Source organism: Bradyrhizobium sp. NBAIM01, from assembly GCF_020194115.1.
GTDB lineage: Bacteria > Pseudomonadota > Alphaproteobacteria > Rhizobiales > Xanthobacteraceae > Bradyrhizobium > Bradyrhizobium yuanmingense.
In genome coordinates this window covers 228170-253199 of sequence record NZ_JADYVU010000005.1, presented here as the reverse complement: position 1 = coordinate 253199, position 25030 = coordinate 228170, and the positions used below count along the sequence as shown (strand labels likewise).

Genomic DNA, 25030 nt, shown 5'->3' with positions numbered 1-25030 from the left:
ATAACTCAATCCGCGTATTGCCCGGCCGCCTTGATGATCGGCGCCCAGCGGTCGATCTCGCTCGCCAGCATCGCACCCAACGCCTCCGGCGTCGCCTTGTCCTGCGGGACCGGCTCGGTGTTGATGTCGTTGAATCGGGCGATCAGCGCAGGATCTCTGAGCGCGGTCTGCAGCGCCGCGGTCAGCTTCTGAACGACCGCCGGCGGCGTTCCCTTGGGCGCATAGATGCCGTGCCAGACACCGAGCTCGAAGCCTTTGAGGCCGGCCTCGTCGGCCGTCGGCAGATCGGGCAGGCTCTTCAGCCGCTCCTTGGTGGTGATCGCGTAGGCCTTGACCTGCTTGGCCGTGATCGGCCCGGTGGTGTTGGTCGCCTGGTCGCAGGTGAGATCGATCTGCTTGCCGAGCAGGTCGTTCATGATCGGGCCGTTGCCCTTGTAGGGCACCGTGGTGAGCTGCTTCTGGATCGCGGTCATGAACAGCATGCCGCACAGATGGGAGGCCGCACCCAGGCCGGCGTTGGCGTAGGTCAGCTTGTCGCCCTGCTGCTGGGCGTAGGCGACGAGCTCCTTGAGCGTGTTGGCCGGGAAATCGGGCCGCGCAATGATGGTCATCGGCGCGTTGGTCACGAGCCCGATCGGCGCAAAGGCCGTCTTGGTGTCGTAGCTGAGGTTGCGGTAGAGCGTCGCCGCTGTGGAGATGCCGACGTGATGGATCAGCAGCGTGTAGCCGTCCGGTTGGGCGCGCGCAGCGCGGGTCGTGCCGATGGTGCCGCCGGCACCGGTCGCGTTCTCGACGATGACCTGCTGTCCCAGCGATTTCGCCATGCCGGCCGCGGTCAGGCGCGCGATGGTGTCGGTCGGCCCGCCCGCGGCGAATGGAACCAGCATGGTGATGGGCCGGGTCGGATAGTCCTGGGCGAACGCCGCACCGAGCGGCAGAAGAAGCGCCGATACAAGGGCAATGAACCGCATAGTTTCCTCCGGATTGTTGTTTGCGCCATCAAAGCGCATTCCGGGGCGCGCGGCAAAGGATTACGGTCAGCGCTTGCGAGCCGCTGTTTTTGTCGAGGCCGGCTCTGGTGGCGCCGCCGAAACCGCGAACGTCACCCATGTGCTCCAAGTGCTTGCGCGGTTCTCGACCTCCACGTCCTTGTAGCCCTTGATGTTCAGATATCCCTGGTAGCCGTCAGACATCGGAATGATGAAGCCGACCTGCGGTCCGATACCAATCGCGCGTCCCCGAAAACCTCCGAGCTTGGCACCGGGACCGGAATCATCGGTGATCTGCTGGTAGAAGTAGCCGGCTACGCCAATCTGAAAGTGCTTGCCCAGAAATTGTGACGCCGCCCAGTCCACGTGGAAGTCGATGCCGTTCTGATACTGCAGATACGGATTGGGCAGGCTGTAGGTCAGTCCGCCGACGACCGAGAATTCATGGCCGGTCTTCGGGTCGAAGTAGGTGTAGCCGGCTCCTGCATCCCAGGCGACAAAGCCGAGATTGAGATTCGCGAGCCGGGTCGGATCGTAGGTGCCGCTCGGGATATTGCTGGTGATGTAGACCATCTCGTTGTGGACGCCCTGATTCCATTTCAGCGTGCCTTGGTAGAACACATCCGAGAGCGTGGTCCGATTGTCGCTTCTGCCCCCTGAAATGACATTTCCGGCGGGGCCGGTCAGCGTGGCGTCGATGCCGACACCGACATTGCCGGGCGCAGTGATCAACGAGATCGCGGCTTGCCCGCCAAGCACGGGAGTCGGTGAGACGTAGGTGATGCCGATGGCGAGCGCATCGCCATGCGCGTTCAGCCCGGTGACGACGGAACCGCTGGCTCCGCCGCTCGTGACGAAATTCTTGGTGGCTCCCGCATCGGCCTGCAGGTGCAGATAGATCGAAGCATAGGCCCAGCCCGGCACCGTCGGCGCGGCGGCCAGGCTGCCGAAGATGCCGGGGAGCCAGAAGCCGACACCGCCGGCGTCCGCCAAGGCTTGGGATGGAAGCGAAATGATCGCCCATCCGAGGGTCGCCACAGCCGCGAATGATGCCTTTGTTCTCATGGTGCCCTCCATTCAGAACGGAACGACGTAGTTGAGGATTGGCTTGGGCTCCGCCGGTAGCCGCGCCGGCACGTCGACATAGGCCCAGATCATCGCGATCGGCCACCGCGCGAAGCCGAAGATCAGCGTGATCCAGCGAGCGACGCCCACCGCCTCGGCCCACGGGTGCCCGCGCCGCCTGGCCACGTGACCTGGCAAGGATCCCAGGAGCCAGACCACCAAAACGATGACAACGACCAGAATGGTCAAGACGACCCAGGAGAGGAGATCGAGTCCGTTCACGGCATGAAGCTCACGGCGTCACGATGTTGAACCAGAACGGCGGCTTCTCGAATAAGCCGACGAACTCAGTCACCGCCTCCTTTCGACCTTCGACCTTGATGTCGCCGGAAGCGATAGCCTTGTCCGCTGTGATCTCGCCGGCCTGGATCCGGTCGAATGTGGCTTTGCTCAGCGTCAGCTTCGCGTCTGTCGACGCCGGCTTCTTCGAGTAGTTCAGCACGCTGTTCTCGACGACGAGAGCGTAGGCTTCCCTCAGGTCGCTGAAGTCCATTGTGACCGAAAGCTTTTTGCCCGCCGCCTTCTGCGCGTCGAGCTGCACGGCCAGATAGTCGAAGGTCATTTCCGGCGGCATCACCCTGATGGTGTCGGGACCAGCGGTGTCGATGCTGCCGGCGCTCGGCAGCCCGTGCCGAAGCTCCAGCGCGCCCTGCAGGTACACCGAACGCCAGGGCCCGGATTCCGCCTGATAGCCCATCTGCTCGTAGCTGTCGGCCAGAAGCTCCTTCGCCTCCTTGTTGTTGGAATCGGCGAAGACCACATGCTTCAGCGCCTCGGCGACCCAGCGATATTCTCCCTTGTCGAAGTCCGCCTTGGCTTTCTGCAGCACCGAGGTGGCGCCACCCATGTAGTCGACGTACTTCTTCGCGGCTTCCTCAGGAGGCAATTGGTCGAGGGTTGTCGGATTGCCGTCATAGAAGCCCATGTAGAACTGGTACACGGCGCGGCTGTCGTGCTTCAGCGAGCCGTAATAGCCGCGGTTGAACCAGGCCTTGTCGAGCTCGGGCGGCAGCTTGATGATGTTGGAGATCTCGACGCCGGTGTAGCCGCGGTTCATCAGGCTCACCGACTGGTCGTGCATGTATTTGTAGAGGTCGCGCTGCTTCTTCCAGTACGCGATGATCTTGTCGTTGCCCCACATCGGCCAGTGATGGGCCTGGAATTTGACGTCCGTTCCCTCGCCGTAGAGATCGATGGTCTCGTTGATGTACTTGGCCCAGTTCAGGGCATTGCGGACCTGCGCGCCGCGCAAGGTGAGAACGTTGTGCATCGTGTTGGTGGTGTTCTCGGCCATCCACATCGCGCGGAACTGAGGCAGGTAGGTGTTCATCTCGGCCGGCGCCTCCGTGCCCGGCGTCAGCTGGAACACCATCCGGACGCCATCGATGACGATCTCCTCGCCGGTCTTTTTGATCTCCCGTGTGGGTAGGATCAGTCCCGAATTGCCGTGCCCGATGGTCTGGCCCAGACCGGCGTTGACGCCGCCTTGGGCGTTGCGGGCCAGCAGAGGTCCGTACATGTAGATGCCGCGGCGGCCCATCGCATTGCCGGCGATGACGAACTCGCTGATCGCATGCTCGGTGAAGTTCTGCGGTGCGAAGATCTGCACCTTGCCCGCCCTGACATCCGCTTCGTCGACGAGACCGCGCACGCCACCAAAATGGTCACCGTGGCTGTGGCTGTAAACCACGGCCAGCACGGGCCGCTTGCCGAGGTGCTGGCTAACGATGTCGTAGGCCGCCCTGCCCGTCTCAAGATTGCTCCCGGTGTCGAGGATGATCCACCCCGTCTCACCTTGGACGAAAGTGACATTGGCGAGGTCGTAGCCGCGGACCTGAAAAATGCGATCATGGACCTTGAACAGACCATACTGCATGCAGAGCTGCGCGTTGCGCCACAAGCTCGGATTCACGGTGTCCGGCGCCGGCTTGTCGACATCGATGAACTTCTTGTAGGTTTCCAGATCCCAGACGATGCCGCCCTTCTCGTCGCGGATTGTCAGCGTTTCGGGCTTGGCGATCAGGCCGCGCGCGGCGTTCTCGAAGTCTTCCTTGTCATCGAAATTGAGGTACTTCCTGAGCGCATCGTTGGCCGCCTTGGTCGCGGCTGTTGCAGGCTTGGGTTGTGTGCCGGTTGAGGATTGCGCGGCCGCGGCGGGAATGACACCAGGCGACCACCCGAGCCATGCTAGGGCAGAGCCGGCCAACATGAGCTGGCGTCTATCAGGGCCAGCGGAGGCAGTGTCGGGGGTCGCTGGAGATTGTCGCGCATCGCGAGAGATCATTGCTTCACTCCGATAATGAGACGATGAAGCGACCCCCACAATGCGGGGGGTCGGCCTGAACCATCTATTGGGGGCAATAGTCCCAGAAGCCCTGGGTGCGGGACGGATCCGTGTAGTACCAGCACATCCCGGGCGCCGGCGCCGCGCCGGCCCAAGCAGCTGCTGTCGCTGCCGTTACGAAGCCGATCGCGGCACCGGCTGCGATGGCGCCACCGACCGGCCAGCGGTACCAGCCAGGACGCGCCCAACGTACGCCACCGCCATGATAGCCAGGCCGAACAACGGTCGTTCGTCGCACCGCGGCATTGCCGCGCGGCCCGACGACCGCCGTGCCGCTGCGGACCGCGGCCCCTCCGCGTGGTCCGACCGCTGCGCCGCGGCGATGCACAGCGGCACGCACCTGTGTGAGGTCGTCTTGGAACTGGAAGGCTGACGGGTCAGGCGCCAAGGGCGCTGCTCGAACTGCGCTCGGAACGGCGCAGCAAATAGCTACCAAGATCAGGAGGAAGTTCACGGCAGGCCCGTGATCGAACGTCATGCGAAATGTCGGCATTGTCAGGCCCTCCAATTTTCTTATCGGCTCACAGATCGTGCGAGCGCCTATGTCAGCCTCTCGTCTTCCTTCCCCTTGCTCCTCCTTTGCGACCTTTCGGCTTCATCTCGCAGCGGTTGCACATCTAGGATAGCTCACCTCCCTCCCGCTGTGATGTGCAGTTTGTGCCGATGCGACGCCTTGCCGCCTTCCGTCGAAAAATGAAGGATTTTCAACTGGATGTTGTGAGCGCAATTCGAGGCAAATTGCCCACGCCGCTTTTTCGTCGCAATGAAAGCGAAGCTTAGGGTGCCGAGCCAGAGTGCAAGAGATGCCGGGCGTCGTTGGGATCATCGATCAGGGCCGTGGCGGCAGCACGATCAGTTGCCGCGAGATTACGATCAACGGGTTCGAGCAACTTCGCGCCGCGACGCCCACGAGCAGCGCAGAGATCATCCAGATCCAGCCCGGCCGCATGCAAGGACATCTGAAGCACGCGAGCGTCGCCGGACTATCGCTCGGGTTTGGCACGTTCTCGCACGGGGTGATTTCGCGCGGCGTCTACAGCGACGACCGCGTGACGATCGGGTTCCTGACGCAGGTCAATCGGCGACGCAGCTCCCAGCGAGGGATCGGCGGCATTCGGATCTGGTCTCCCGGCGTGGAGCATCAAAGCCGCTACGTCGCGGGCGTTTCCTTTGGCGCCATCTCTGTCTCGACGGAGGATATGGCTCGGTTCTTCGGACCCGACAGCCGGTTCAGCGAGCCGACAGCATGGCTGGGAAGAAGCGCGTTCCACACCAACCCTGAAACGGGCGACGCTCCGGCCCGCGTGCTGAGAAGCATCATGGCCGGCTTCGACCGATGCGCTGGCAAACTGGGTCCGTCCGAGGCGGAGTACTGGAAGCGGGCCATCATCGAAAGCGCGTGCTACGCGATTGCGAACTCGGAACAGTCGGCCGTCTTCGTCTCTTCACCGCAACGGCTGGTGAGACGAGCGCAGGAGTATCTCGACGCTTCGGGCGACGCTCCAATTCACATCTCTGAGCTTCTCGCGTATCTGCGCGTGTCCCGACGCGCGCTGCACAGAGCCTTCGACGAAGTCCTCGGCATTCCGCCAATGAGATACCTTCGGCAGAAGCGGTTGTGCGAGGCGCGGCTGCTTCTGCAACACGGAGCTGCAACCGGCGTCACCGTGGCGGAGGTTGCCTTCAGGCAGGGCTTCTCCGATTTCAGCAGGTTCTCGGCCTATTATCGCGTCCTTTTCGGCGAGAATCCGTCCGAGACGTTGAACAGACATTCGATGCGGAGCTGAAAGCCGGCCGGACCTGAATGGCACGTCCGGAGCTCCACCTGTTCGGGCTCAAGCTTCCGCTGGCCGAGGCACGTCGCACATCGTGCGGCTTCATGGTACGAGGTAGGCGCTCTTATTTTGAATAGGTAATTTCAAGGAGATCCCGGATGTCATCGCCCGAACCGATCAAATTCACCGACGGCGCGGCTTACGAGCGCTTCATGTCGCCCTGGAGCCGATCGGCCGGCAACCTGTTTCTCGACTGGCTCGCGCCCCGTCCGGGACTAGCCTGGGTGGACGTCGGTGCCGGCAATGGCGCGTTCACCGAACTCCTTCTTGCAAGAGGTGCCCCTTCGTCGGTTTGCGCGATCGATCCCTCCGATGCGCAGATTGCAACGGCGCGCGAAAAGTTGGCGGCAAAGCAGGTCGAGCTCTCGATCGGCGATGCGATGGCCCTGCCCTATGAGGCCAACCGCTTCGACATCGCGGTGATGGCGCTGGTGTTGTTCTTCGTCCCCGATCCGCGCAAGGGCGCCGCGGAAATGGTCCGCGTCGCCAAGCCGGGCGGCCTGGTCGCGTCCTACACTTGGGATATTTTGCGCGGCGGCACGCCCACGCAACCATTGTGGGAGGAGTTGGATGCGCTTGGCATTCCGGCAGCGCGCCCGCCGAGTGCAGAGATCTCGCGTTTCGAGGCGCTGAAGGCGCTCTGGGCGGAGCTCGGTCTACGCGATATCGAAACCCGCGAACTGGTGGTCGATCGAACGTTCTCTGACTTCGACGACTACTGGCTGTCCATGGTCGTGAGCAGCCCGACCGGCATCGTGGGAAAGCTATCGGAGGCCGAGGGTGCGGAGCTCAAACGTCGACTCCAGGCGCGACTGCCGGCAAGCGCGACCGGCGCGATCACCTTTCATGCCTCGGCGACCGCGATCAAGGGCCGGAAAGCGGGTTGATGACCTGGACTGCATCCGCGTTCGGGAGCCACACATCGCATTCGATGTAACCTGCGCGCGACCTTGCCGTTCGCCCAAGGGCTACGTCTGCTGCTCGGCATCGCTCTCGAGCTTGTTACGGAGTGCCGCGACGATACGATGAACCGTTTGCAGATCCTTGACCGCAAGCCCTTCGGAAAGGCTGTTGACCCACGGCATTTGCAAAGCCATGGCGGCGTCGAAAGCGCGCCGCCCCTTGTCGGTGAGGACGACGAGCTGTGCGCGGCGGTGATGCGGATTGGCCTCGAAGGCAACGAGGCCTTCCGCATGGAGGTCGTTGACGATCCGCTGCACGTTCTGGCGATTGCCGCCGAGATCGCGGGCGAGCCAGGCTACCGGCTGCGGTCGCTCTGCCTGCACGATGGCGCCGAGAATCTGCCAGCGGGCGCTGGTGAGCCCGAGCGGGGCCACCAAACGGTCCCCTGCGGTCAGGAGCAGGCTGTTCAGCCGGAACAAGTCAAGCATGAGGTTCGTCAGGGCATCGCCGGCCGGCGTCCGTTGGGATTTCCGCATCCGTCACCATAGACAGTTATTGACATCATGATGTCAAATTACTAGATTGCATATAGTACCATATTGACATCATAAAACCATCTCGACGGAGTTCGTCATGGCACGCTTACGCCCACTGGACCCCGACTTTCCCATCGAGCGTCAGCTCGGCATCGACACCGGCCCTTTGGTACTGGTGAATCTGTTCACGCTCGACAAGGCCGACGAACAAAGCTTTCTCCAGGTCTGGCAGGACGATGCCGCCTTCATGAAGCGGCAGCCCGGCTTCATCTCCACCCAGCTTCACCGCGCGATCGGCGAAAGCCCCACCTATCTGAACTACGCAGTTTGGCAGACGAATGCCGACTTCCGGGCTGCGTTCACGCACCCCGAGTTCAGGTCGAAGATCTCGGCTTACCCTGCATCCGCGGTCGCCTCCCCGCACCTGTTCCAGAAAGTCGCGGTGCCCGGCATCTGCGTCGCGTAGCTCGCTTCGAAAACGGCAGACCCATGACCAAGATCATCCACCCAGTCGCGGGAGCGGTCGCACTGATCACCATTGCGACTTTCTGGCTTTCCACGGCTCTCACCGAGCTGTTTGCGTCACACGAGACCATAGCCATGGTGAAGACCGCCATACCGTGGGGCTTCCTGCTGCTCATTCCGATGCTTGCGGCGACGGGAGGCTCGGGATTCGTCCTGGCAAAGCAGCGGCGCGCCGGCCTGATCGGTGCGAAGATCAGACGCATGCCGTTCATTGCCGGCAACGGCATCCTGATTCTGATTCCCGCCGCGTTGTTTCTTGCCTACAAGGCAAAGGCCGCGGAGTTCGACACCGCGTTCTACGCCGTGCAGGCTCTCGAACTGGCCGCCGGAGCAACGAACATCGTTCTGCTCGGTCTCAATATGCGTGACGGCTTCAAGATGAAGGGCGGTTTCCGCGTTCGCGAGCCTGATCGCTTGAGCACCAAGCCGATCCTCTGAGTGCGAAGATTCTTTCACTGCTGCGGAAGTGATCCCCGCCTATGCCTGCTTCTTCTTCCCCTTGGCCGCCCTCGGCACCGGCTGCGGGTCCGGATTGCCTTCGATCGAGGACAGACGTCCAGCGGTGAACGTGTAGATGCCGGCGCGCGGACCGGTGGTCCAGGTGACGACGGCGACGCGGCGGCCGCCAGCGTCGTTGGACAGGTTGACGGTCGAGGGCGCGCCGATGCCGCGCACCACGTCGCATTCGGTGTGGCCGAGCGCGACCGTGCCGCCGATCGGCGCGGGCGTCGTCGAGGCATTGGCATCGGCCGGTCCGGGCGGCGGCGCCATGCCGGGACAGGCGCCGTCGGCGCTGACGAGATCCTCAGCCCGCACCGGCTTGTCGGGGGTCAGCGGCGGCGATTCGATCGAGATGTTCTTGATGAAGAGGCGGCCGGGTTTCTGGAACCATTCGGCATCCTTCGACAGCAAATCGGCCCCGCCCGCGCAGCCCGCGACCAGCGGTGCTACGGCAGCCAACGCAATCAAGAGCGAGCCGGGAAGCTTTTGATGTCGCACGATAAACGAATTCCCCACGTGAAGGACCAGCCCTAAGCGATTGTCCCAACATCCCTTTGCGGCATGAAGGTGGCCGAAGCCAGCATCGCCCGAAAACTGCAAATTATCATTAATTGCGGCTAATTGCGCTTCTGCCACCGGCCGCGGTCGTCGGCCTGCCAATAGGTGACATCAAATCCCCGCGCCTTGCAATCCGTCCAGGCGCTGCGGGCGAGCGCAAGCGCGTCGGGATCGTCGCCGTTGAACAGCAGCACCATGCGCTCATAGCCCTCTGCGTCCTCGGGCAGCGCGGCGTTGTCGACCAGGAAGCGGACATTGGCACCGTTGGGATTGCCGCCCTCGATCGCCAGCACGATCGGCTGGTCGGCCACATCGTTCACCCGCCATGTCGCGTGCGGCAGGAATGAATCGTCGCGATAGGTCCACAAGTGCGAGTCGAGCGCATCGGCGCGCTCCTCCGAGGTCGACTGCACCACGACGCGCCAGCCGCGCTCGAGCGATTTCTCGAGAAGCGGCGGCAACACATTCTCCACCGTCATGTTTTGCAGATGGTAAAACAGCACTTCAGTCATGTCGGGTCATTTGCGCTCGTAATGGTCGGCGACCAGGCGGTCCAGCAGGCGGACGCCGTAGCCGCTGCCCCAGCTCTGGTTGATGTCGGTCTTCGGCGCGCCCATGGCGGTGCCGGCGATGTCGAGATGGGCCCAGGGCACGCCGTCAACGAAGCGCTGCAGGAACTGCGCGGCGGTGATCGAGCCGCCATGGCGGCCGCCGGTGTTCTTCATGTCGGCGAACTGGGAATCGATCAGCTTGTCGTATTCCGGGCCGAGCGGCATGCGCCAGACCTTCTCTCCGCTCTCGATGCCGGCCGTGAGCAGCCGGTCGGCCAGTTCGTCGTTGTTGGAGAACATGCCGGCATGCTCGGTGCCGAGCGCCACCATGATGGCGCCGGTCAGCGTCGCAAGGTCCACCATGAATTTCGGCTTCACCTTCTTGGCGACGTACCAGAGCACGTCGGCGAGCACGAGGCGGCCCTCGGCGTCGGTGTTGATGATCTCGATGGTCTGGCCGGACATCGAGGTGACGATGTCGCCCGGCCGCTGCGCGTTGCCGTCGGGCATGTTCTCGACGAGGCCGATGGCGCCGACCGCGTTGACCTTCGCCTTGCGCGCGGCGAGCGCATGCATCAGACCGACGACGCAGGCCGCGCCGCCCATGTCGCCCTTCATGTCCTCCATGCTGCCGGCCGGCTTGATCGAGATGCCGCCGGTGTCGAAGCAGACGCCCTTGCCGACGAAGGCGACGGGGGCCTCGCCCTTCTTGGCGCCGTCCCAGCGCATGATCACGGTGCGGCTCGGCCGCGCCGAGCCCTGGCCGACGCCGAGCAGCGCGCCCATGCCGAGCTTCTGCATCGCCTTGACGTCGAGCACCTCGACCTTGACGCCGAGCTTGCGGAGCTGACCCGCTCTGCGGGCGAACTCCTCCGGGAAAAGCACGTTCGGCGGCTCGTTGACGAAGTCGCGTGCGATGATCACACCGTCGACGACATGGCCGGCCGCGGCGAACGCTTTCTTCGCCGCACCGGCATCGCCGACCGCAAGCGAGACGTCGGCGCGCGCGCCGCCCTCCTCGCCGTCCTTCTTCTTGGTTTTGTAGCGATCGAACTTGTAAGCGCGTAAGCGCAGGCCCGAGGCGATCGCAACCGCCTGCTCGCTGGTCAGGGCGCCACCCGGCAGCTCCGCCAGGATGGTCATGGCGCTGGTGCCGGCGGGCAGCTTGCTGGCCGCCACACCGCCGAACTTGAGGAAATCGTTGGCCTTGAGGCCGGTCGCCTTGCCGGCGCCGATCACGATCAGCCGGGTCGCCTTCACCCCCTCCGGCGCCAGAATGTCCAGCGCAGCACCACTCTTGCCCTTGAAGGCGGCCGCAGCCGCCGCGCGCTTCACAATCTCGGCAGCGCCGCCGAGGGCCTTGACCGTCGCCGGACCGAGCTTCAGGCCGTCGTCGCAGAACACGACCAGGATGCCACGAGGGGCGGCAGACAGCGGGACAAAGCCGACCTTGATGGCATCGGACATGGATAACTCCTCCAAAAGATGGGGCTTTTCGTCGTTCGGGCGTTCCAGCCACAACCGGAGCTGAACGGCGATTCACTGAGGCGTCCCCCACTATGGGCCACCCGCCCGGCAGATGCCAAGCTCCGCCGTGGCCCCCACGCCACAACAGCGAAATATTAACCATATGATGAGGGTGCCACGGGGCAGCCATTTTGTTGACGGATCAAAGGGATGGTAGTGAGAGGATGAACTGGCGGAAGAGCTGTTGGCCGACCTTGGGGATCCCCTGATCGGGGATTGGTTGGGCAGCCGGAATTCCGATCGGAATTGGGGCTTGGTGGGAATTCGTGCGGTAGCGCATGGGATCGATCGATAGGTATATCTTCCGCACGACGCTGGCGTCGTTTGCGCTGGTCCTGGTCAGCCTCACCGGCGTGATCTGGATTACGCAGGCGTTGCGCGGCATCGACCTGATGACGAGCCAGGGTCAGACCATCCTCACCTTCCTCGGCATCACCAGCCTCGTGATCCCGGCCCTGGTCCTGATCATCTCGCCGATCGCGCTGATGATCGCGATCTCGCACACACTGAACAAGCTCGCGACCGATTCCGAGATCATCGTGATGAATGCCGCCGGCTTCTCGCCGATCCGGCTGTTCGTTCCGTTCTTCTATGCCACCTGCGTGGTGGCGCTGCTGGTCGCCTTCATCGCGGCCTATCTCGCCCCAGACGGGATGCGGCGCATCAAGCAGTGGGATGCCGAGATCACCGCGGACGTGCTCACCAACATCCTGCAGCCCGGCCGCTTCGCCCGGCTCGACGAGAACCTCACGATCCGGATTCGCGAACGCCAACCGGGCGGCATCCTCGCCGGCATCTTCATCGACGACCGCCGCGATCCGAACGAGCGCGTCTCGATCGTCGCCGAGCACGGCGAGGTCGTGAAGAACGAGACCGGCTCGTTCCTGGTGCTGGAAACCGGCAATCTCCAGCGCTTCGAGGCGGGCAAGCGCGATCCGGCGCTCGTGGCCTTCGGCCGCTACGGCTTCGACATGTCGAAATTCGCCAAGGGCCGCGACGTCACCCTCGGCATCCGCGAGCGCTATCTCTGGGAGCTGTTCTCGCCATCCGACAACGATCCCGTCTACAAGCAGATTCCAGGGCAGTTCCGCGCGGCCTTGCATGACAGCCTACTCGCGCCGATGTATCCGTTCGCCTTTGCGGTGCTGACCTTTGCCTTTCTCGGAGCGCCGCGCACCACTCGCCAGAGCCGCAACTTCTCCATCGCCTCCTCGATCGTGGCGGTGTTCGGCCTGCGCATGGCCGGTTTCGCCTGCTCGGTGATGGCGGTGAAGTCGCCGGGCGCGGTGCTGGCTCAATATGCGATGGTTTTCGGCGCCATCGGCGTCGGGCTGTGGATGATCATCCGCGGTGTCGTGGTCGAGCCGCCTCCCGGCCTGATGGAGGCCATCAACCGGTCGAATGCACGGATCGCGCGGCTGTTCGGACGTCCGGCCACCGCATGAGCATGCTCACCAACACACTGGGGCGCTATTTCGCCGGCCGCTTCGTGGTCGCGGCGCTCGGCGTCTTCGGCGGCATTTTCCTGCTGCTCGTGCTGGTCGACTACATCGAGATGGTGCGCAAGACCTCGGGCCTTGCATCCGCCTCCGCGATCATGGTGGCCGAGACCTCGCTGTTCCGGGTGCCGCAGCTCCTGGAGAAGCTGACGCCGTTCTGCATGCTGATCGGCGCCATGACCTGCTATCTTGCCCTCTCCCGCCGGCTCGAGCTCGTGGTGGCGCGCGCCGCGGGCATCTCCGCCTGGCAGTTCATTGCGCCCGCGCTCGGCAGCGCGCTTCTGATCGGGGTGATCGCCACCGTCGCCTACAACCCGATGTCGGCCAATTTGCGCGAGCTGTCCAAGCGCATGGAAGCCGAGCTGTTCGGCTCGGCACCCGGCGGCGGCATCCAGGACGCCTCCGGCTTCTGGCTCAACCAGATGACCAGCGACGGGCAGACCATCATCAATGCGGCGCGCAGCGAGCAGCAGGGCATCCGGCTGACCGGGCTGACGCTGTTCCGGTTCGACCAGGACCAGCACTTCAAGGAGCGGGTCGAGGCGCGCGAGGCGACGCTGGATGCCGGCCGCTGGCTGTTCAAGGGCGTCCGCCGCTTCTCGCTGGACGGACCGCCCATCGACCAGGCCACCCTGGAAATTCCGACCACGCTGACCGAGGCGCAGGTCCGCAACAGCTTTTCCACCCCCGAGACTGTGTCCTTTTGGCAACTACCGAGCTACATCCGCTCCTCCGAAAGCTCGGGCTTCGCGACAGCGGGATACCGACTCCAGTATCAGAAGCTTCTGGCACAGCCGTTTTTGCTCGCAGCCATGGTGATGCTCGCGGCCTCCGTGTCGTTGCGCTTCTTCCGGATGGGCGGCGTGCAGAAGATGGTTTTGAGTGGCGTGGGCGCAGGCTTTCTGCTCTACGTTCTGTCGAAAGTAACTGAGGACTTGAGCAAGGCTGAGTTGATGCATCCGATCGCTGCGGCGTGGTTGCCCGTTGTGGTGGGCGGCCTCACCGGCTTTTTGGCCTTGCTCTATCAGGAGGACGGATAGTGACTGCCGTCCGCCGAGGGCACGTGTCTCGTTTGACGCGGCGCACATGGGTGCGCGCGAACGGGCGCGACTTGTCCGTCCGCAGGCTCCTGATTGCCGCCGTCGCGGCTGCCTCGCTCGGCGGCTTGATCGACGCTGCCGCCGTGGCGCCGGCGAAGGCCCAGAGCTTCACCTACAATCCGCTGCCGCCGCGTGCGAAGCCGCCAAAGGCCCCCAACGACAACCAGATGCTGGTTCAGGCCACCGAGGTGAACTACGACTACAACAACTCGCGCGTCTCCGCGGTCGGTAACGTGCAGCTGTTCTACAACGGCACCAGCGTCGAGGCCGACCGGGTCATCTACGACCAGAAGACCAAGCGGCTGCATGCCGAGGGCAACATCCGCATGACGGATGCCGACGGCAAGATCACCTATGCCGAGATCCTGGATCTCTCCGACGATTACCGCGACGGTTTCGTCGATTCGCTGCGCGTGGACACGGCGGACCAGACCCGCATGGCCGCGAGCCGCGCCGACCGCTCCAGCGGCAATTACACGGTGTTCGAGAATGGCGTCTACACGGCCTGCGCGCCGTGTAAGGACGATCCGAAGAAGCCGCCGCTGTGGCAGGTCAAGGGTGCCCGCATCATCCACGACCAGCAGGAGAAGATGCTGTACTTCGAGACGGCACAGATCGAGTTCTTCGGCGTGCCGCTCGCCTACATGCCCTATTTCTCGACGCCCGACCCGACCGTGAAGCGTAAATCCGGCTTCCTGATGCCGGGCTATATTTCGGGCACGGACAGAACGGGCTATGGCGTCGAGGTCCCCTATTACTGGGCGATCGCGCCCGACATGGACGCAACCATCACCCCGCGCTTCTTGTCGCGGCAAGGCGCGCTGCTGCAGGGCGAATTCCGCCAGCGCCTGATCGACGGCGCCTACCAGATCCGTGCCTACGGCATCTACCAGCTCGATCCCGGAGCATTCGCCGGGCTGCCCGGCGACCGCGAGTTCCGCGGCGCCATCGACACCAAGGGTCAGTTCGCCCTCAACGACAAATGGGTCTGGGGCTGGGACGGCGTGCTGATGTCCGACTACTACTTCTTCTCGGACTACCGGCTCTATCAGTACCGCGATCCGCTCGGCTCGTTCCTGTTGCTGCCGACGGAAGCGCTGTCGCAGCTCTATCTGACCGGCGTCGGCAACCGCAGCTTCTTCGATGCGCGCACGATGTACTGGCTGAGCTATTCGGGCAACCAGAGCCAGGTGCCGATCGTCTACCCGGTGATCGACTATTCCAACGTGCTCAACTATCCCGTCTTCGGCGGCGAGGTCAGCTACAAGACCAATTTCGTGAACCTGTCGCGCGACGATGCGGTGTTCGACCCGATCACGACGCTCGCCAACACCAACAGCCTGTGCACCACGGCATCGGCCGATCCGCTGGCGCGGATGCCCTCGCAGTGCCTGCTGCGCGGCTTCCCCGGCACCTACACCCGCCTCACCGCGGAAGCGCAGTGGCGCAAGTCCTTCACCGACCCGTTCGGCCAGATCTGGACGCCGTTCGCGAGCCTGCGTGCCGACGCGATCAGGTCCTCGGTCTCCAACCAGCCCGGCGTGTCGAACTACCTGCCCGTCGGCGACACCGAGGCGTTCCGCCTGATGCCGACCCTGGGCCTGGAGTACCGCTATCCCTTCATCAACGTTCAGCCCTGGGGCTCGACCACCCTCGAGCCGATCGCGCAGATCATCATCCGGCCGAACGAGACCTATGCCGGCAGGCTGCCGAACGAGGACGCCCAGAGCCTGGTGTTCGACGCCTCGAACCTGTTCAGCGTCGACAAGTTCTCCGGCTACGACCGCGTCGAGGGCGGCGGCCGCGCCAATGTCGGCGTGCAGTCCACCACGCAGTTCGACAGGGGCGGCGCCGTTAAGGTGCTGTTCGGCCAGTCCTACCACCTGTTCGGCCTGAACTCCTTCACGGTGCAGGATGCCATCAATACCGGCCTCAACTCCGGCCTCGACAAGCCGCGGTCGGATTACGTTGCGAGCGCCAACTACTCGCCGAACAGCACCTACACGTTCAGCGTCCGCTCCCGCATGGACGAGCAGACCTGGAACGTGCAGCGCTTCGAGGCGGAAGGCCGCGCCAACTTCAATCGCTGGTCGGTCAGCGTGTTGTACGGCAATTACGCAGAGCAGCCGGAGCTGGGCTATCTGACCCGCCGCGAAGGCATCCTGACGACGGGCTCGCTGAAGGTCGCGACCAACTGGGTGGTGTCGGGCTCGGCGCGCTGGGACCTCGAGACCAACAAGATCAACCAATATGTGCTCGGTGCCGGCTATGTCGACGATTGCTTCGTGCTGGCGGCGAATTACGTAACTTCGTATAGCTATTCGGCGGGCACCGCACCGCCCACGCTGAGCCACGCGTTCATGTTCCAAATCGGCCTGCGCACGCTGGCGAACTCAACGACGTCCAGCAGTTCCGCCGGCCTCCAGTAAATGGTTTGAAGTGCCGGCCGCGTTTGCCCTATCTCGACGCGGCCGACATGCGAGCGACATCATGACGACGCCATTGCCTGTCTTCCGCCTCCTTCTCGCCATCGGTGCCGGGCTGATCTTGGCCGCCCTGCCCTCGCCGTCGCGCGCGCAGAACATCGCCGTGATGGTCAACGGCGATCCCATCACCGATTTCGACATCGAGCAGCGCATCAAGCTCGACCAGCTGTCGACACAGAAGACCCCCAGCCGGCAGGAGGTCATCAACGTGCTGATCGACGACAAGGTCAAGATCAAGGAAGGCAAGAAATACGGCGTCGATCCCAGCGTCTCCGACATCAACCAGTCCTATGACGGCATGGCGCAGCGCATGCGCATCACGCCGGATCAGCTCACCAAGTCGCTCGAATCCAAGGGCGTCCGCCCGGAGACGCTGAAGAGCCGCATGAGGGCCGAGATGGTCTGGGGCAGCCTCGTGCGCGGTCGCTTCAAGGAGAAGCTGCTGGTCGGCGAGCGCGACGTCGCGCAGGCCGTGCAGGCGCAGACCGGCGAAAAGCTTCAGATCGAGGGCACCGAGTACAAGATGCAGCCGATCGTGCTGATCGTGCCGCGCGGCTCGTCGGCGGCGTTCCTGGAAACCCGGAAGAAAGAAGCCGAGTCCTATCGCGCCCGCGTCGGGAGCTGCGAGGAGGCCAATTCGCTGTTCCGCTCGACACCGAACGCGACCATCCGCGACACCGTCACCAAGACCACCGCGGAGCTGCCGGAGCCGCTGCGCAAGGTGCTCGATGACACCCCGATCGGCCGCCTGACCGCGCCCGAGATGACCAAGAACGGCATCGAGATGGTGGTGCTGTGCTCGCGCAAGCCGACCATGATCGACACGCCGAAGAAGCGTGAGGTCCGCGAGAAGATGTATCAGGAGAAGTACGAGAAGACGCAGAAGGCCTATCTCGACGAGCTGCGCAAGGCGGCGATGATCGAATATCGCAACCGCTGATGGCCAAGCCCTTCTCAGAGCCCTCAACCGAGTCCGCAGCCAAGCCTCTTGCAACCAAGCCCCATGCAGCCAAGCCCCTTGCCCTCACCCTGGGAGAGCCCGCCGGCATCGGCCCCGACATCACGATCGCGGCCTGGCTCAGGCGGGGCGAGCTGAACCTGCCCGCCTTCTATCTGCTCGGCGACGAGGCCCTGATCGCGCGCCGCGCCAAGGCGCTCGGCGCCGATATCAGGATCGCCGCGGTGGGCCCCAGTGAAGCGGGTTCCGCGTTCACGGACGCCCTGCCCGTGGTCGCGACCGGCGAGCGCGCCACCGCCGAGCCCGGCAAGCCCGATTCATCCAGCGCGCCGGCCGCGCTCGCCTCGATCCGGCAGGCGGTCCTCGACGTGCGCGCGGGCCGTGCCGGCGCCGTCGTCACCAACCCGATCGCCAAGAGCGTGCTCTACCGCGCCGGCTTCCGTCATCCCGGCCATACCGAATTCCTCGCCGAGCTCGCCGCGGAGAACGGCCGCGTGCCGCAGCCGGTGATGATGCTGTGGTCGCCCCAGCTCGCCGTCGTGCCCGTGACCATCCACGTCTCGCTGCGCGATGCGCTGGGCGAGCTCACCAGCGAGCTGATCGTCTCGACCGTCCGCATCGTCGCCACCGAGCTGAAGTCCCGCTTCGGCATCGCAAGGCCGCGCATCGCGGTCTCCGGTCTCAATCCCCATGCCGGCGAGGACGGCTCGCTCGGCCACGAGGAGCAGACCGTCATCGTCCCGGCGCTGAAAGCGCTGCGCAACGACGGCATCGAGGCCAGAGGGCCGCTGCCCGCCGACACCATGTTCCACGAGGCGGCGCGACGGACCTATGATTGCGCGGTCTGCATGTATCACGACCAGGCGCTGATCCCGATCAAGACCGTCGCCTTCGATGACGCCGTCAACGTCACGCTCGGACTGCCCTTCATCCGCACATCGCCCGATCACGGCACCGCCTTCGACATCGCCGGCACGGGCAAGGCCAATCCGGCGAGCCTGATCGCCGCGCTGCGGCTCGCCAGCCGCATGGCGGCTGCGACAAGCTGATGAGCGCGATCGACGACCTCCCGCCGCTGCGCGAGGTCATTCGCCAGCACGCGCTGTCGGCGCGCAAATCGCTCGGCCAGAACTTCCTGCTGGACCTCAATCTCACCGCGCGCATCGCGCGTGCGGCCGCACCGCTCGAGGATTCCACCATCGTCGAGATTGGCCCCGGCCCGGGCGGGCTGACGCGGGCGCTGCTCGCGCTCGGCGCCCGCCGCGTCATCGCCATCGAGCACGACGAGCGCGCGATCCCCGCCTTGCAGGATATTTCCGCGCGCTACCCGGGCAGACTCGAGATCGTGCATGGCGATGCCATGACCTTCGATCCACGCCCGCTGCTCGCGGGCGAACGCGCCAAGATCGTCGCCAACTTGCCCTACAACATTGCGACCCAGCTTCTCATCAACTGGCTCATTACCGAGCCCTGGCCGCCCTGGTACGAGATGATGGTGCTGATGTTCCAGCGCGAGGTCGGCGAGCGCATCGTCGCGCGCGAGGACGAGGAGGCCTATGGCCGGCTCGGCGTGCTCGCCAATTGGCGCTGCGAGACCAAGATCCTGTTCGACATTGCGCCATCCGCCTTCGTGCCGCCGCCGAAGGTCACCTCCTCGGTCGTGCGCCTCAAGCCGCGCGCAGAGCCGCTTGCCTGCGATCGCAGGATGCTCGAGCAGGTCGCCGCCGCCGCCTTCGGCCAGCGCCGGAAAATGCTGCGGCAAAGCTTGAAATCACTGAATGTCGACCCCGCATGGCTTGCACGAGCCGCCGGCGTCGACGCGACACGGCGCGCCGAGACCATTCCAGTTTCGGGCTTTGTTGCCATGGCGCGTGAATTGGCGGATATACGCAGCGAAACCGAGTAACCAAGAATTCCGGAGGAAAGAAAATGGCCTTGATGCGTCGGCAGTCCCTGGTCAAGTTCGATGCGCCGCTGTGCGAGACCATCGTCGAGACGCCCAAGCCGCAAGGCCGTGAGGTCCTGGTCCGCATCGAGCGCTGCGGTCTCTGCCATTCCGATCTCCACATCCAGGACGGCTATGCCGATCTCGGCGGCGGCAAGAAGCTCGACACCACGCGCGGCATGACGCTGCCCTTCACGCTCGGCCACGAGATCGCGGGCGTCGTCGACGAGGTCGGCCCCGATGTTCCGGCCAGCCTCGTCGGCGCCAAGAAGGCGGTGTTTCCGTGGATCGGCTGCGGCCAGTGCCGCGACTGCGCCAATGGCGACGAGAATCTTTGTGTGAAGCAACGCTTCCTCGGCGTTTCCATCGACGGCGGCTTCGCCACCCACGTTCTGGTCCCCGACGCCAAATATCTGCTCGACTACGATCCCCTGCCCGTCAACCAGGCCGCCACCCTGATGTGCTCCGGCGTCACCGCCTATGGCGCGCTCAAGCGCCTGGTCGACCGTCCGCGCCAGCGCAATCTGTTGCTGATCGGCCTCGGCGGCGTCGGCATGATGGGCCTGTCGTTCGCGCAGGCGATGTTCAAGCAGCCAATCACGGTCGCCGACCTCTCGCCGGCCGCGCGCGAGACCGCCCTCAAGAACGGTGCGGCGGCGGCCTATGATCCGGCCGAGCCCGACGTGATCAAGCGCATCCTGAAGGAGACCGAGGGCGGCTTCGACGAGATCGTCGATTTCGCCGGCAACGAGAAGTCGATGGCCTTTGCCGTCGCCGTTGCCGCGCGCGGCGGCAAGATCGTGGTCTCCGGCCTGATGGGCGGCCAGTTCACGCTGCCGATGGTGCAATGGGTCTACAAGCGCATGACCATCGAAGGTTTCATGGTCGGCACGCTCGCGGAGGCTCACGAGCTGATGGCGCTCGCCCGCGCCGGCAAGATCAAGCCGACGCCGATGCGCGAGGAGCCGATGGGCGACGTGCAGAAATGGATCGACGAATTGCGTGCCGGCAAGGTCGTCGGCCGCATCGTCCTGAAGAACTGACCGCGGCGCGGCGGGTCCGACGCAAGTCTCGCCCGCCGCACGGAACGCCTGCGGCCGCGCCGCGTTGGCTGCGCATGTCGATCCGTTGCACCGTCGAAAGCGCATTCTTCATCGCCTGGAGCTGCCTGGAGAAGAGCGGCGAGCTCGGGCCGCCGGACGCGAGCGCGAACTTCCTGCTCGACGCCATCGAGGCCCAGCTTCGAACCGGTGAGCGCCGGCAATTGATGCTCGCCAACCGGGCGATCGACGCTTACCGCGCCGCTGCGTCACAGGGCCGACTGACGGGGGATCGCGAAGTCCGCTGCGGCTGACGATCCTCGCTGCCGTCCAGCCCGCTGAAGCCGCGACGCCGTGCTCTGGTTTTCAACGTTCGAACGTCCGTTGTGTGCACTTTGGAACCGTCGGTTCCGCCGCGGAAACGTAGGTTTGCCGCTGGCGCCGATTCCCGGCCCGCCCAAGAGAACACAATGTGACCGGTCGGCCCCAGAACGATCTGCTCCGCCAGCTCAATCATCAGGATTTCGAACTGCTCGCGCCTCACCTCCAGCCGATCGACGTCGAGGCGAGCTACGTCCTGCATCATGCCGGCGACGACGTCGCCGCGGTCCATTTTCCATGCGGTCCCGCGCTGGTGTCGTTCGCCGTGCCGGTCGAGGACGATCGCGAGGTCGAAAGCCTGCTGGTGGGGCGCGAGGGCGCGGTCGGCATCGCCGCCGGCCCCAGCCCTTCGCTCGCCTATTCGCGCATGGTCGTGAAGTTTGGCGGCACCCTGGTGCGGCTGCCGTTGCGCGCGCTCGAGCAGGCGCAGCAGAGATCGGCGACGCTCCAGGAGGCCTTCGCGCGCTATGCCGACTGCCAGTTCGCGCAGCTCTTGCAGACTGCGGCTTGCAACGCTGCGCATTCGATCGAGCAGCGGGCCGCCAAGTGGATCATGTCCGCGCAGGAACATATCGGCGGAGCCGAGATTCCTCTCACCCACGAGCAGCTCGCCGGCATGCTGGGCGTCTCCCGCAGCTATGCCAGCCGCGTCATCCAGATGTTCAAGGCGCGGCGCATCCTCGCGACCCGCCGCGGCGCCATCCTGATCCTCGACGCAGCAGCGCTCGAAGCGAGAGCCTGCTGCTGTAACGATTGGGTGAAGAAGCATTTCCACGAGGTGCGCGGTGGAGCGGCACCCGCGGAGGGTTGATGCCTCCGCCTCACGCATGCGGCGGCGACTGCCGCTTCAGATGCAGATAGGTCGGACTGAAATCGCCGAGCCGCTGCAGCTCGCGCCATTTCAGCACGACCAGCTCGCCATCACGAAGATCCATCGCGCCGCTGCGCCTGAGATCGGCGAGCGTCCGGTTCACCGTCGCGATCGCCATGCCGAGCGTCTCGCCGAGTTGCGTGAGACTGATCGGCATGCGGCAACGATTGCCGCGCACCAGCTGCGCAGCGCGGGCGCGGTAGAACAGCTCGCAAAACAAGTGCGCCATGCGCGTCTGCATCGGCCGGGCGCTGTTGTTGGTGATGGCCTCGCGAAAGATCGCGGCATCGAGCAGCGTCTCGCGCCAGACCGCGAGGGCGAAGGTCGGCCGCCGCCGGAACGCGATGAACAGTTCGCGGTGCGGGATGAACGCCACCGACGCCGGCCCGAGCGCACTGAGCCCGTGATCCATCTGGTCGATGAACAACCCCTGCGCATCCGGAAGATCGCCGGTGAGATGGAACGCCAGATATTGCCGCCGCCCGCTGCCGAGCAGGTGATAGCGGGCAACCATGCCGGAGACGACCAAAGCGGAATGCTCGGGCTCATCGCCTTGACGGATGAAATCCTCATTGGTTGCGAAATCGCGCAGCATGAAGGTCAACGCGCGAATCTCGCCAATATCCTCCTCTGCGAGCGCGGTGTGCTCGCCGAGGTTCCGTATCAGCACGTCGTGAGCCTTTTCCATGGAGCCGCCAAAAATCGCGCCGGTTCTATCAAATGATACGTCCGGCTTGCGTTCAGCGGACTAGAACGCAGATCGGAAGCACAGGTTGCTAACCGGCTTGCGACGCATCGATCGCAGCCACCCCATTCCCCCCATTCGGACCAGCCGGCCTTAACATGAAAAGCACCACTCTCCTGGAGCGCATCCGGCGCCTGTTCGCATCCGATGCCGGCGAGCATCTGGACAGCATCAGCGACGCCTTGCTGAAGGGAACGCTGAGGGAGCCGGTCCGGCCGATGTCGGATCAGGAGCTCGCTCGCGCCATCCGCGAGTTCCGCTCCGTGCCGGTTTCCGACTGGACGCTTGCGAAACTGTCGCGTCGCCTGGCCGAGGCGTCCGTGCCGCGGGACGGCTGAAGCTGCACGCGAGGCCCATGCCACATCCGAAATTCATCGTCCGTCTGCAGACGATCGAAGGCCTGTCCGAGGACGAGCGCCGCCAGATCGCGGGCTTGCCGTCCACGCTGCGCCAGGTCGCGGATGGCGAGATCGTGCTGCGCCAAGGCGAGGCCGCGAGCCGCTGCGTCTTCGTCGTCAGCGGCTTCCTCTACCAGTCGCGCATCGTCGGCGATCGCAGCCAGACCCTCGCCTTCCATGTTCCCGGCGACATGCCATGCCTGCACACGCTGCTGGTCTCGCCGATGGACGCGGATCTCGTGGGGCTCGGCCCGACCATCGTCGGCACCGTCGCCCACAGCCAGCTCCGCCAGCTGCTCGACAGCTCGATCCACCTGACCCGCGCCTTCTGGCGCGAGACGCTGATCGACGCGGCCATCTCGCGGCAATGGATCGCCCGCCTCGGCGCGCAGGCGGCGCTGCCCAAGGTCGCGCACCTCATCTGCGAGCTCGCGGCAAGGCTGGAGATCGTCGGCCTCGTCAAGCGCAACTGCTTCCAGATGCCGATGACGCAGCGTCACGTCGCGGACGCCTGCGGACTGTCGATCGTCCACGTCAACCGCACCATCCAGGAGCTGAGGCATCGCGGGTTGATCGCCTGGGACGGCAGCGAGATCGAACTGCTCCAGCCCGACGAGCTGCGCAGACTTGCGGATTTCTCGCCTGATTATCTAAGCTGAGCGGACCGCCACGCGGCGAGCAGCGGTCCGCCGCTCCCCAGCACGGGATCCGTCTTCGGCTTGCGGACCTTGGCGATGCGCTTGACCGCGTCGGGACGCTGGCGTGTGTCGGTGCACTCGTCATAGGTGCCGTCCTGCGGGTAGGCGCCGACGACCATAAAGTCCCGGCTGGATTCGATCAGCCGGTGGCCGGTGCCCGCGGGCAGGACCAGCACGTCCCCGGCTTTCAGTTTCAGGATGCGGCCCTTGATCCCGCCGCACTCGATCCTCGCCGTGCCGCGCGCCACGCCCATCACTTCATGGATCTGCGAATGATAGTGGACGAAGTCGTACACGGTGTCGCGCCACGACCGGCCCCAGCCATTGGTGTCGAACAGCGTGTCGATGACGACCTCGGGCGGAAAGCGCCGACCGTTCAGCTTCACCGCGCCGCGATATAGCAGCGCCGGGAAGCGCGGATGGTTCGGCACGATGCCGTCATCGCGAAAGTGCATGGCCGTGGGCTTGCGGGCCCGTACCAGCCCCCGCAGCGTCGCTGCATCGGGCTGCTCCTCTACCAGCTTCTTGGCGAAGTTCTTGATCTGATCCTTGACCGGCATGACGTCTCCTCAGCCGCGAAATAACGGCTGCGGAGGTGAGAAGTTTCCGGGCCCGATCGGAGCAAGGCCCGACAGGGCCTCTCCTCGTCATGACGCGGCGTCGGAAGGAAGCGCGTCAACGCTTGGCGGCAATCAGTTCGGCAAACTGCCGCAGATAGAGCGGCCAACCCTGATCGCTGTCAACGCCGCTGCGGACGCCTTCCCAGCCCTCGCCATGCCGATCGAGGTGACGGTGCTCCAGCTCCAAGCGGGTCCGGCTTGGTGTCTCCGCAATGAACCGGACCTCCCATTCACTCGTCTTGGCGGGATCGGTCTCGATTTGCCAGCGCGGGCTGATGTCCCAGCTCAAGAGGACTCGATTGGGTGGTTCGAACGCCAACACGCGCGCCCAGCGGCATTCGCTGCCGTCGATCCCCCGATCATAAATGCTTCCGCCCACCCGAGGTTCGAATACGGTCTCTGCGATGGGAACGGCGAGCAGATTGTGCTCGCGCGGCTTGAAGCTGCCGAAGTCTTCGGTGAAGACCTTGAACGCGCGCTCGATCGGCGCCTCGACGACGATGGAATGTTTGACGGGCGCAATCGATACACGTGTGTTCATCTGGATCCCTCCGATGGTTTTTCGACGGCTAGTTTGTAAGCGGCCAACGTGTCGCTCCAGAACCGGTCGAGCCAGGCTCGCATCTGGCCGAGTCCCGCCGGATCGACGTAATAGACGTTGCTGGCGCCCTTCGGCTCTGCACGAACCAAGCGGGATTCGCGCAGCACCTTGAGATGCTGTGAGACGGCCGACTGGGACACGGGCAGCTGTCGCGTGATCTCGGCGACCGTGCGTGGCCGTGCACCGACAAGCTCGAAGATCCGCCTGCGGGTGGGATCGCCGAGTGCGGCCAGTTGTGCGCTGTCCTTAGCCATAGACACTCCCCGCCCCATGCCACGCTTGTTCGACCTGTCA

General features: G+C 64.6%; 27 protein-coding genes. 15 read left to right on the top strand and 12 right to left on the bottom strand.

Annotated features, from left to right (window positions below; translation table 11 throughout):
- Nucleotides 1-5: 5 nt before the first annotated feature.
- From I6F31_RS19000 to I6F31_RS18985, 4 genes are all read right to left on the bottom strand, one after another.
- On the bottom strand, nucleotides 6-971 hold the full coding sequence (locus tag I6F31_RS19000; protein WP_225185933.1) for a tripartite tricarboxylate transporter substrate-binding protein: 966 nt from the start codon (nucleotides 969-971) through the stop codon (nucleotides 6-8).
- A 66-nt stretch (nucleotides 972-1037) separates the two neighbouring features.
- Complete coding sequence (locus I6F31_RS18995) at nucleotides 1038-2066, bottom strand: transporter (protein ID WP_063824084.1); 1029 nt, start codon at nucleotides 2064-2066, stop codon at nucleotides 1038-1040.
- Entirely contained in the window at nucleotides 2067-2336 is a 270-nt protein-coding gene (locus I6F31_RS18990; protein ID WP_036000593.1) for a DUF3302 domain-containing protein, read from the bottom strand.
- Between the two features lie 10 nt (nucleotides 2337-2346).
- On the bottom strand, nucleotides 2347-4323 hold the full coding sequence (locus I6F31_RS18985) for an alkyl sulfatase dimerization domain-containing protein (RefSeq protein WP_225185932.1): 1977 nt from the start codon (nucleotides 4321-4323) through the stop codon (nucleotides 2347-2349).
- Between the two features lie 938 nt (nucleotides 4324-5261).
- Here I6F31_RS18985 and I6F31_RS18980 point away from each other — a divergent pair.
- Both I6F31_RS18980 and I6F31_RS18975 read left to right on the top strand, forming a co-directional pair.
- A complete protein-coding gene (locus I6F31_RS18980; protein WP_225146657.1) occupies nucleotides 5262-6245 on the top strand; it encodes a helix-turn-helix domain-containing protein in 984 nt (327 codons plus the stop codon).
- Between the two features lie 146 nt (nucleotides 6246-6391).
- Nucleotides 6392-7180, top strand: coding sequence for a class I SAM-dependent methyltransferase (locus tag I6F31_RS18975; protein WP_036000597.1), 789 nt, complete (start codon nucleotides 6392-6394; stop codon nucleotides 7178-7180).
- Between the two features lie 81 nt (nucleotides 7181-7261).
- Here I6F31_RS18975 and I6F31_RS18970 read toward each other — a convergent pair whose 3' ends face one another.
- Complete coding sequence (locus tag I6F31_RS18970; RefSeq protein ID WP_036000600.1) at nucleotides 7262-7732, bottom strand: MarR family winged helix-turn-helix transcriptional regulator; 471 nt, start codon at nucleotides 7730-7732, stop codon at nucleotides 7262-7264.
- Nucleotides 7733-7829: 97 nt separating this feature from the next.
- On the opposite strand from I6F31_RS18970, the gene I6F31_RS18965 reads away from it, so the two are divergent.
- Both I6F31_RS18965 and I6F31_RS18960 read left to right on the top strand, forming a co-directional pair.
- Nucleotides 7830-8198 (top strand): antibiotic biosynthesis monooxygenase family protein, encoded by a 369-nt coding sequence (locus I6F31_RS18965; protein WP_036000602.1) that lies wholly within the window; start codon nucleotides 7830-7832, stop codon nucleotides 8196-8198.
- Nucleotides 8199-8221: 23 nt separating this feature from the next.
- Nucleotides 8222-8695 (top strand): hypothetical protein, encoded by a 474-nt coding sequence (locus I6F31_RS18960; RefSeq protein ID WP_036000605.1) that lies wholly within the window; start codon nucleotides 8222-8224, stop codon nucleotides 8693-8695.
- Nucleotides 8696-8734: 39 nt separating this feature from the next.
- On the opposite strand, the gene I6F31_RS18955 is transcribed toward I6F31_RS18960, so the two are convergent.
- The 3 genes from I6F31_RS18955 to I6F31_RS18945 all read right to left on the bottom strand — a co-directional run bounded on the left by I6F31_RS18955 (nucleotide 8735) and on the right by I6F31_RS18945 (nucleotide 11334).
- On the bottom strand, nucleotides 8735-9217 hold the full coding sequence (locus I6F31_RS18955) for a hypothetical protein (RefSeq protein ID WP_081494469.1): 483 nt from the start codon (nucleotides 9215-9217) through the stop codon (nucleotides 8735-8737).
- Between the two features lie 158 nt (nucleotides 9218-9375).
- On the bottom strand, nucleotides 9376-9828 hold the full coding sequence (locus I6F31_RS18950; protein ID WP_225133039.1) for a DNA polymerase III subunit chi: 453 nt from the start codon (nucleotides 9826-9828) through the stop codon (nucleotides 9376-9378).
- Nucleotides 9829-9834: 6 nt separating this feature from the next.
- A complete protein-coding gene (locus tag I6F31_RS18945; protein WP_057028975.1) occupies nucleotides 9835-11334 on the bottom strand; it encodes a leucyl aminopeptidase in 1500 nt (499 codons plus the stop codon).
- A 338-nt stretch (nucleotides 11335-11672) separates the two neighbouring features.
- On the opposite strand from I6F31_RS18945, the gene lptF reads away from it, so the two are divergent.
- The 9 genes from lptF to I6F31_RS18900 all read left to right on the top strand — a co-directional run bounded on the left by lptF (nucleotide 11673) and on the right by I6F31_RS18900 (nucleotide 21614).
- Complete coding sequence (lptF, locus tag I6F31_RS18940; RefSeq protein WP_036000642.1) at nucleotides 11673-12839, top strand: LPS export ABC transporter permease LptF; 1167 nt, start codon at nucleotides 11673-11675, stop codon at nucleotides 12837-12839.
- Complete coding sequence (lptG, locus tag I6F31_RS18935; protein ID WP_225140269.1) at nucleotides 12836-13933, top strand: LPS export ABC transporter permease LptG; 1098 nt, start codon at nucleotides 12836-12838, stop codon at nucleotides 13931-13933. The genes lptF and lptG overlap by 4 nt, the downstream gene beginning before the upstream one ends.
- A gap of 71 nt (nucleotides 13934-14004) precedes the next feature.
- Nucleotides 14005-16422 carry an LPS-assembly protein LptD gene (locus I6F31_RS18930; protein ID WP_225146656.1) on the top strand — a complete coding sequence of 806 codons (2418 nt, stop codon included), beginning with the start codon at nucleotides 14005-14007 and terminating at the stop codon, nucleotides 16420-16422.
- Nucleotides 16423-16483: 61 nt separating this feature from the next.
- Nucleotides 16484-17419 carry a SurA N-terminal domain-containing protein gene (locus I6F31_RS18925; RefSeq protein WP_036000650.1) on the top strand — a complete coding sequence of 312 codons (936 nt, stop codon included), beginning with the start codon at nucleotides 16484-16486 and terminating at the stop codon, nucleotides 17417-17419.
- Nucleotides 17419-18486 carry a 4-hydroxythreonine-4-phosphate dehydrogenase PdxA gene (pdxA, locus tag I6F31_RS18920; protein ID WP_225146655.1) on the top strand — a complete coding sequence of 356 codons (1068 nt, stop codon included), beginning with the start codon at nucleotides 17419-17421 and terminating at the stop codon, nucleotides 18484-18486. The genes I6F31_RS18925 and pdxA overlap by 1 nt, the downstream gene beginning before the upstream one ends.
- On the top strand, nucleotides 18486-19343 hold the full coding sequence (gene rsmA, locus I6F31_RS18915; protein WP_225146654.1) for a 16S rRNA (adenine(1518)-N(6)/adenine(1519)-N(6))-dimethyltransferase RsmA: 858 nt from the start codon (nucleotides 18486-18488) through the stop codon (nucleotides 19341-19343). Before pdxA ends, rsmA begins: the two co-directional genes overlap by 1 nt.
- 23 nt (nucleotides 19344-19366) lie before the next feature.
- Nucleotides 19367-20425, top strand: a complete 1059-nt coding sequence (locus I6F31_RS18910) for an alcohol dehydrogenase (RefSeq protein WP_225185931.1) — start codon at nucleotides 19367-19369, stop codon at nucleotides 20423-20425.
- Nucleotides 20426-20499: 74 nt separating this feature from the next.
- Nucleotides 20500-20736: a hypothetical protein gene (locus I6F31_RS18905; protein ID WP_036000665.1), complete on the top strand. Its 237-nt coding sequence runs from the start codon at nucleotides 20500-20502 to the stop codon at nucleotides 20734-20736.
- A 158-nt stretch (nucleotides 20737-20894) separates the two neighbouring features.
- Nucleotides 20895-21614 (top strand): Crp/Fnr family transcriptional regulator, encoded by a 720-nt coding sequence (locus I6F31_RS18900; RefSeq protein WP_225112265.1) that lies wholly within the window; start codon nucleotides 20895-20897, stop codon nucleotides 21612-21614.
- Between the two features lie 10 nt (nucleotides 21615-21624).
- Here the strand turns inward: I6F31_RS18900 and I6F31_RS18895 are convergent, their stop codons facing one another.
- Nucleotides 21625-22362: a Crp/Fnr family transcriptional regulator gene (locus I6F31_RS18895; protein WP_036000673.1), complete on the bottom strand. Its 738-nt coding sequence runs from the start codon at nucleotides 22360-22362 to the stop codon at nucleotides 21625-21627.
- Between the two features lie 155 nt (nucleotides 22363-22517).
- On the opposite strand from I6F31_RS18895, the gene I6F31_RS18890 reads away from it, so the two are divergent.
- Nucleotides 22518-22757, top strand: coding sequence for a hypothetical protein (locus tag I6F31_RS18890; protein ID WP_036000675.1), 240 nt, complete (start codon nucleotides 22518-22520; stop codon nucleotides 22755-22757).
- Nucleotides 22758-22774: 17 nt separating this feature from the next.
- Nucleotides 22775-23476, top strand: coding sequence for a Crp/Fnr family transcriptional regulator (locus I6F31_RS18885; RefSeq protein WP_036000678.1), 702 nt, complete (start codon nucleotides 22775-22777; stop codon nucleotides 23474-23476).
- Here the strand turns inward: I6F31_RS18885 and I6F31_RS18880 are convergent.
- From I6F31_RS18880 to I6F31_RS18870, 3 genes are all read right to left on the bottom strand, one after another.
- On the bottom strand, nucleotides 23464-24075 hold the full coding sequence (locus I6F31_RS18880; protein ID WP_036000681.1) for a cupin: 612 nt from the start codon (nucleotides 24073-24075) through the stop codon (nucleotides 23464-23466). The two genes, I6F31_RS18885 and I6F31_RS18880, sit on opposite strands and share 13 nt — an antisense overlap.
- Before the next feature lie 115 nt (nucleotides 24076-24190).
- Nucleotides 24191-24676 (bottom strand): SRPBCC family protein, encoded by a 486-nt coding sequence (locus I6F31_RS18875; protein ID WP_036000685.1) that lies wholly within the window; start codon nucleotides 24674-24676, stop codon nucleotides 24191-24193.
- Nucleotides 24673-24990 (bottom strand): metalloregulator ArsR/SmtB family transcription factor, encoded by a 318-nt coding sequence (locus I6F31_RS18870; protein WP_036000689.1) that lies wholly within the window; start codon nucleotides 24988-24990, stop codon nucleotides 24673-24675. Before I6F31_RS18870 ends, I6F31_RS18875 begins: the two co-directional genes overlap by 4 nt.
- Between the last annotated feature and the right edge of the window lie 40 nt (nucleotides 24991-25030).

Excerpts from the sequence above, each read along its gene's own strand:
- I6F31_RS18960 (WP_036000605.1), top strand. The coding sequence starts at position 8,222 with ATGACCAAGATCATCCACCCAGTCGCGGGAGCGGTCGCACTGATCACC.
- I6F31_RS18910 (WP_225185931.1), top strand. The coding sequence starts at position 19,367 with ATGGCCTTGATGCGTCGGCAGTCCCTGGTCAAGTTCGATGCGCCGCTG.
- I6F31_RS18905 (WP_036000665.1), top strand. The coding sequence starts at position 20,500 with ATGTCGATCCGTTGCACCGTCGAAAGCGCATTCTTCATCGCCTGGAGC.
- I6F31_RS18950 (WP_225133039.1), bottom strand. The coding sequence starts at position 9,828 with ATGACTGAAGTGCTGTTTTACCATCTGCAAAACATGACGGTGGAGAAT.
- I6F31_RS18970 (WP_036000600.1), bottom strand. The coding sequence starts at position 7,732 with ATGCGGAAATCCCAACGGACGCCGGCCGGCGATGCCCTGACGAACCTC.
- I6F31_RS18885 (WP_036000678.1), top strand. The coding sequence starts at position 22,775 with ATGCCACATCCGAAATTCATCGTCCGTCTGCAGACGATCGAAGGCCTG.
- I6F31_RS18890 (WP_036000675.1), top strand. The coding sequence starts at position 22,518 with ATGAAAAGCACCACTCTCCTGGAGCGCATCCGGCGCCTGTTCGCATCC.
- I6F31_RS18925 (WP_036000650.1), top strand. The coding sequence starts at position 16,484 with ATGACGACGCCATTGCCTGTCTTCCGCCTCCTTCTCGCCATCGGTGCC.
- I6F31_RS18985 (WP_225185932.1), bottom strand. The coding sequence starts at position 4,323 with ATGTTGGCCGGCTCTGCCCTAGCATGGCTCGGGTGGTCGCCTGGTGTC.
- I6F31_RS19000 (WP_225185933.1), bottom strand. The coding sequence starts at position 971 with ATGCGGTTCATTGCCCTTGTATCGGCGCTTCTTCTGCCGCTCGGTGCG.
- rsmA (WP_225146654.1), top strand. The coding sequence starts at position 18,486 with ATGAGCGCGATCGACGACCTCCCGCCGCTGCGCGAGGTCATTCGCCAG.
- I6F31_RS18965 (WP_036000602.1), top strand. The coding sequence starts at position 7,830 with ATGGCACGCTTACGCCCACTGGACCCCGACTTTCCCATCGAGCGTCAG.
- lptG (WP_225140269.1), top strand. The coding sequence starts at position 12,836 with ATGAGCATGCTCACCAACACACTGGGGCGCTATTTCGCCGGCCGCTTC.
- I6F31_RS18870 (WP_036000689.1), bottom strand. The coding sequence starts at position 24,990 with ATGGCTAAGGACAGCGCACAACTGGCCGCACTCGGCGATCCCACCCGC.
- I6F31_RS18895 (WP_036000673.1), bottom strand. The coding sequence starts at position 22,362 with ATGGAAAAGGCTCACGACGTGCTGATACGGAACCTCGGCGAGCACACC.
- I6F31_RS18975 (WP_036000597.1), top strand. The coding sequence starts at position 6,392 with ATGTCATCGCCCGAACCGATCAAATTCACCGACGGCGCGGCTTACGAG.
- I6F31_RS18945 (WP_057028975.1), bottom strand. The coding sequence starts at position 11,334 with ATGTCCGATGCCATCAAGGTCGGCTTTGTCCCGCTGTCTGCCGCCCCT.
- I6F31_RS18880 (WP_036000681.1), bottom strand. The coding sequence starts at position 24,075 with ATGCCGGTCAAGGATCAGATCAAGAACTTCGCCAAGAAGCTGGTAGAG.
- I6F31_RS18995 (WP_063824084.1), bottom strand. The coding sequence starts at position 2,066 with ATGGAGGGCACCATGAGAACAAAGGCATCATTCGCGGCTGTGGCGACC.
- pdxA (WP_225146655.1), top strand. The coding sequence starts at position 17,419 with ATGGCCAAGCCCTTCTCAGAGCCCTCAACCGAGTCCGCAGCCAAGCCT.
- lptF (WP_036000642.1), top strand. The coding sequence starts at position 11,673 with ATGGGATCGATCGATAGGTATATCTTCCGCACGACGCTGGCGTCGTTT.
- I6F31_RS18980 (WP_225146657.1), top strand. The coding sequence starts at position 5,262 with ATGCCGGGCGTCGTTGGGATCATCGATCAGGGCCGTGGCGGCAGCACG.
- I6F31_RS18875 (WP_036000685.1), bottom strand. The coding sequence starts at position 24,676 with ATGAACACACGTGTATCGATTGCGCCCGTCAAACATTCCATCGTCGTC.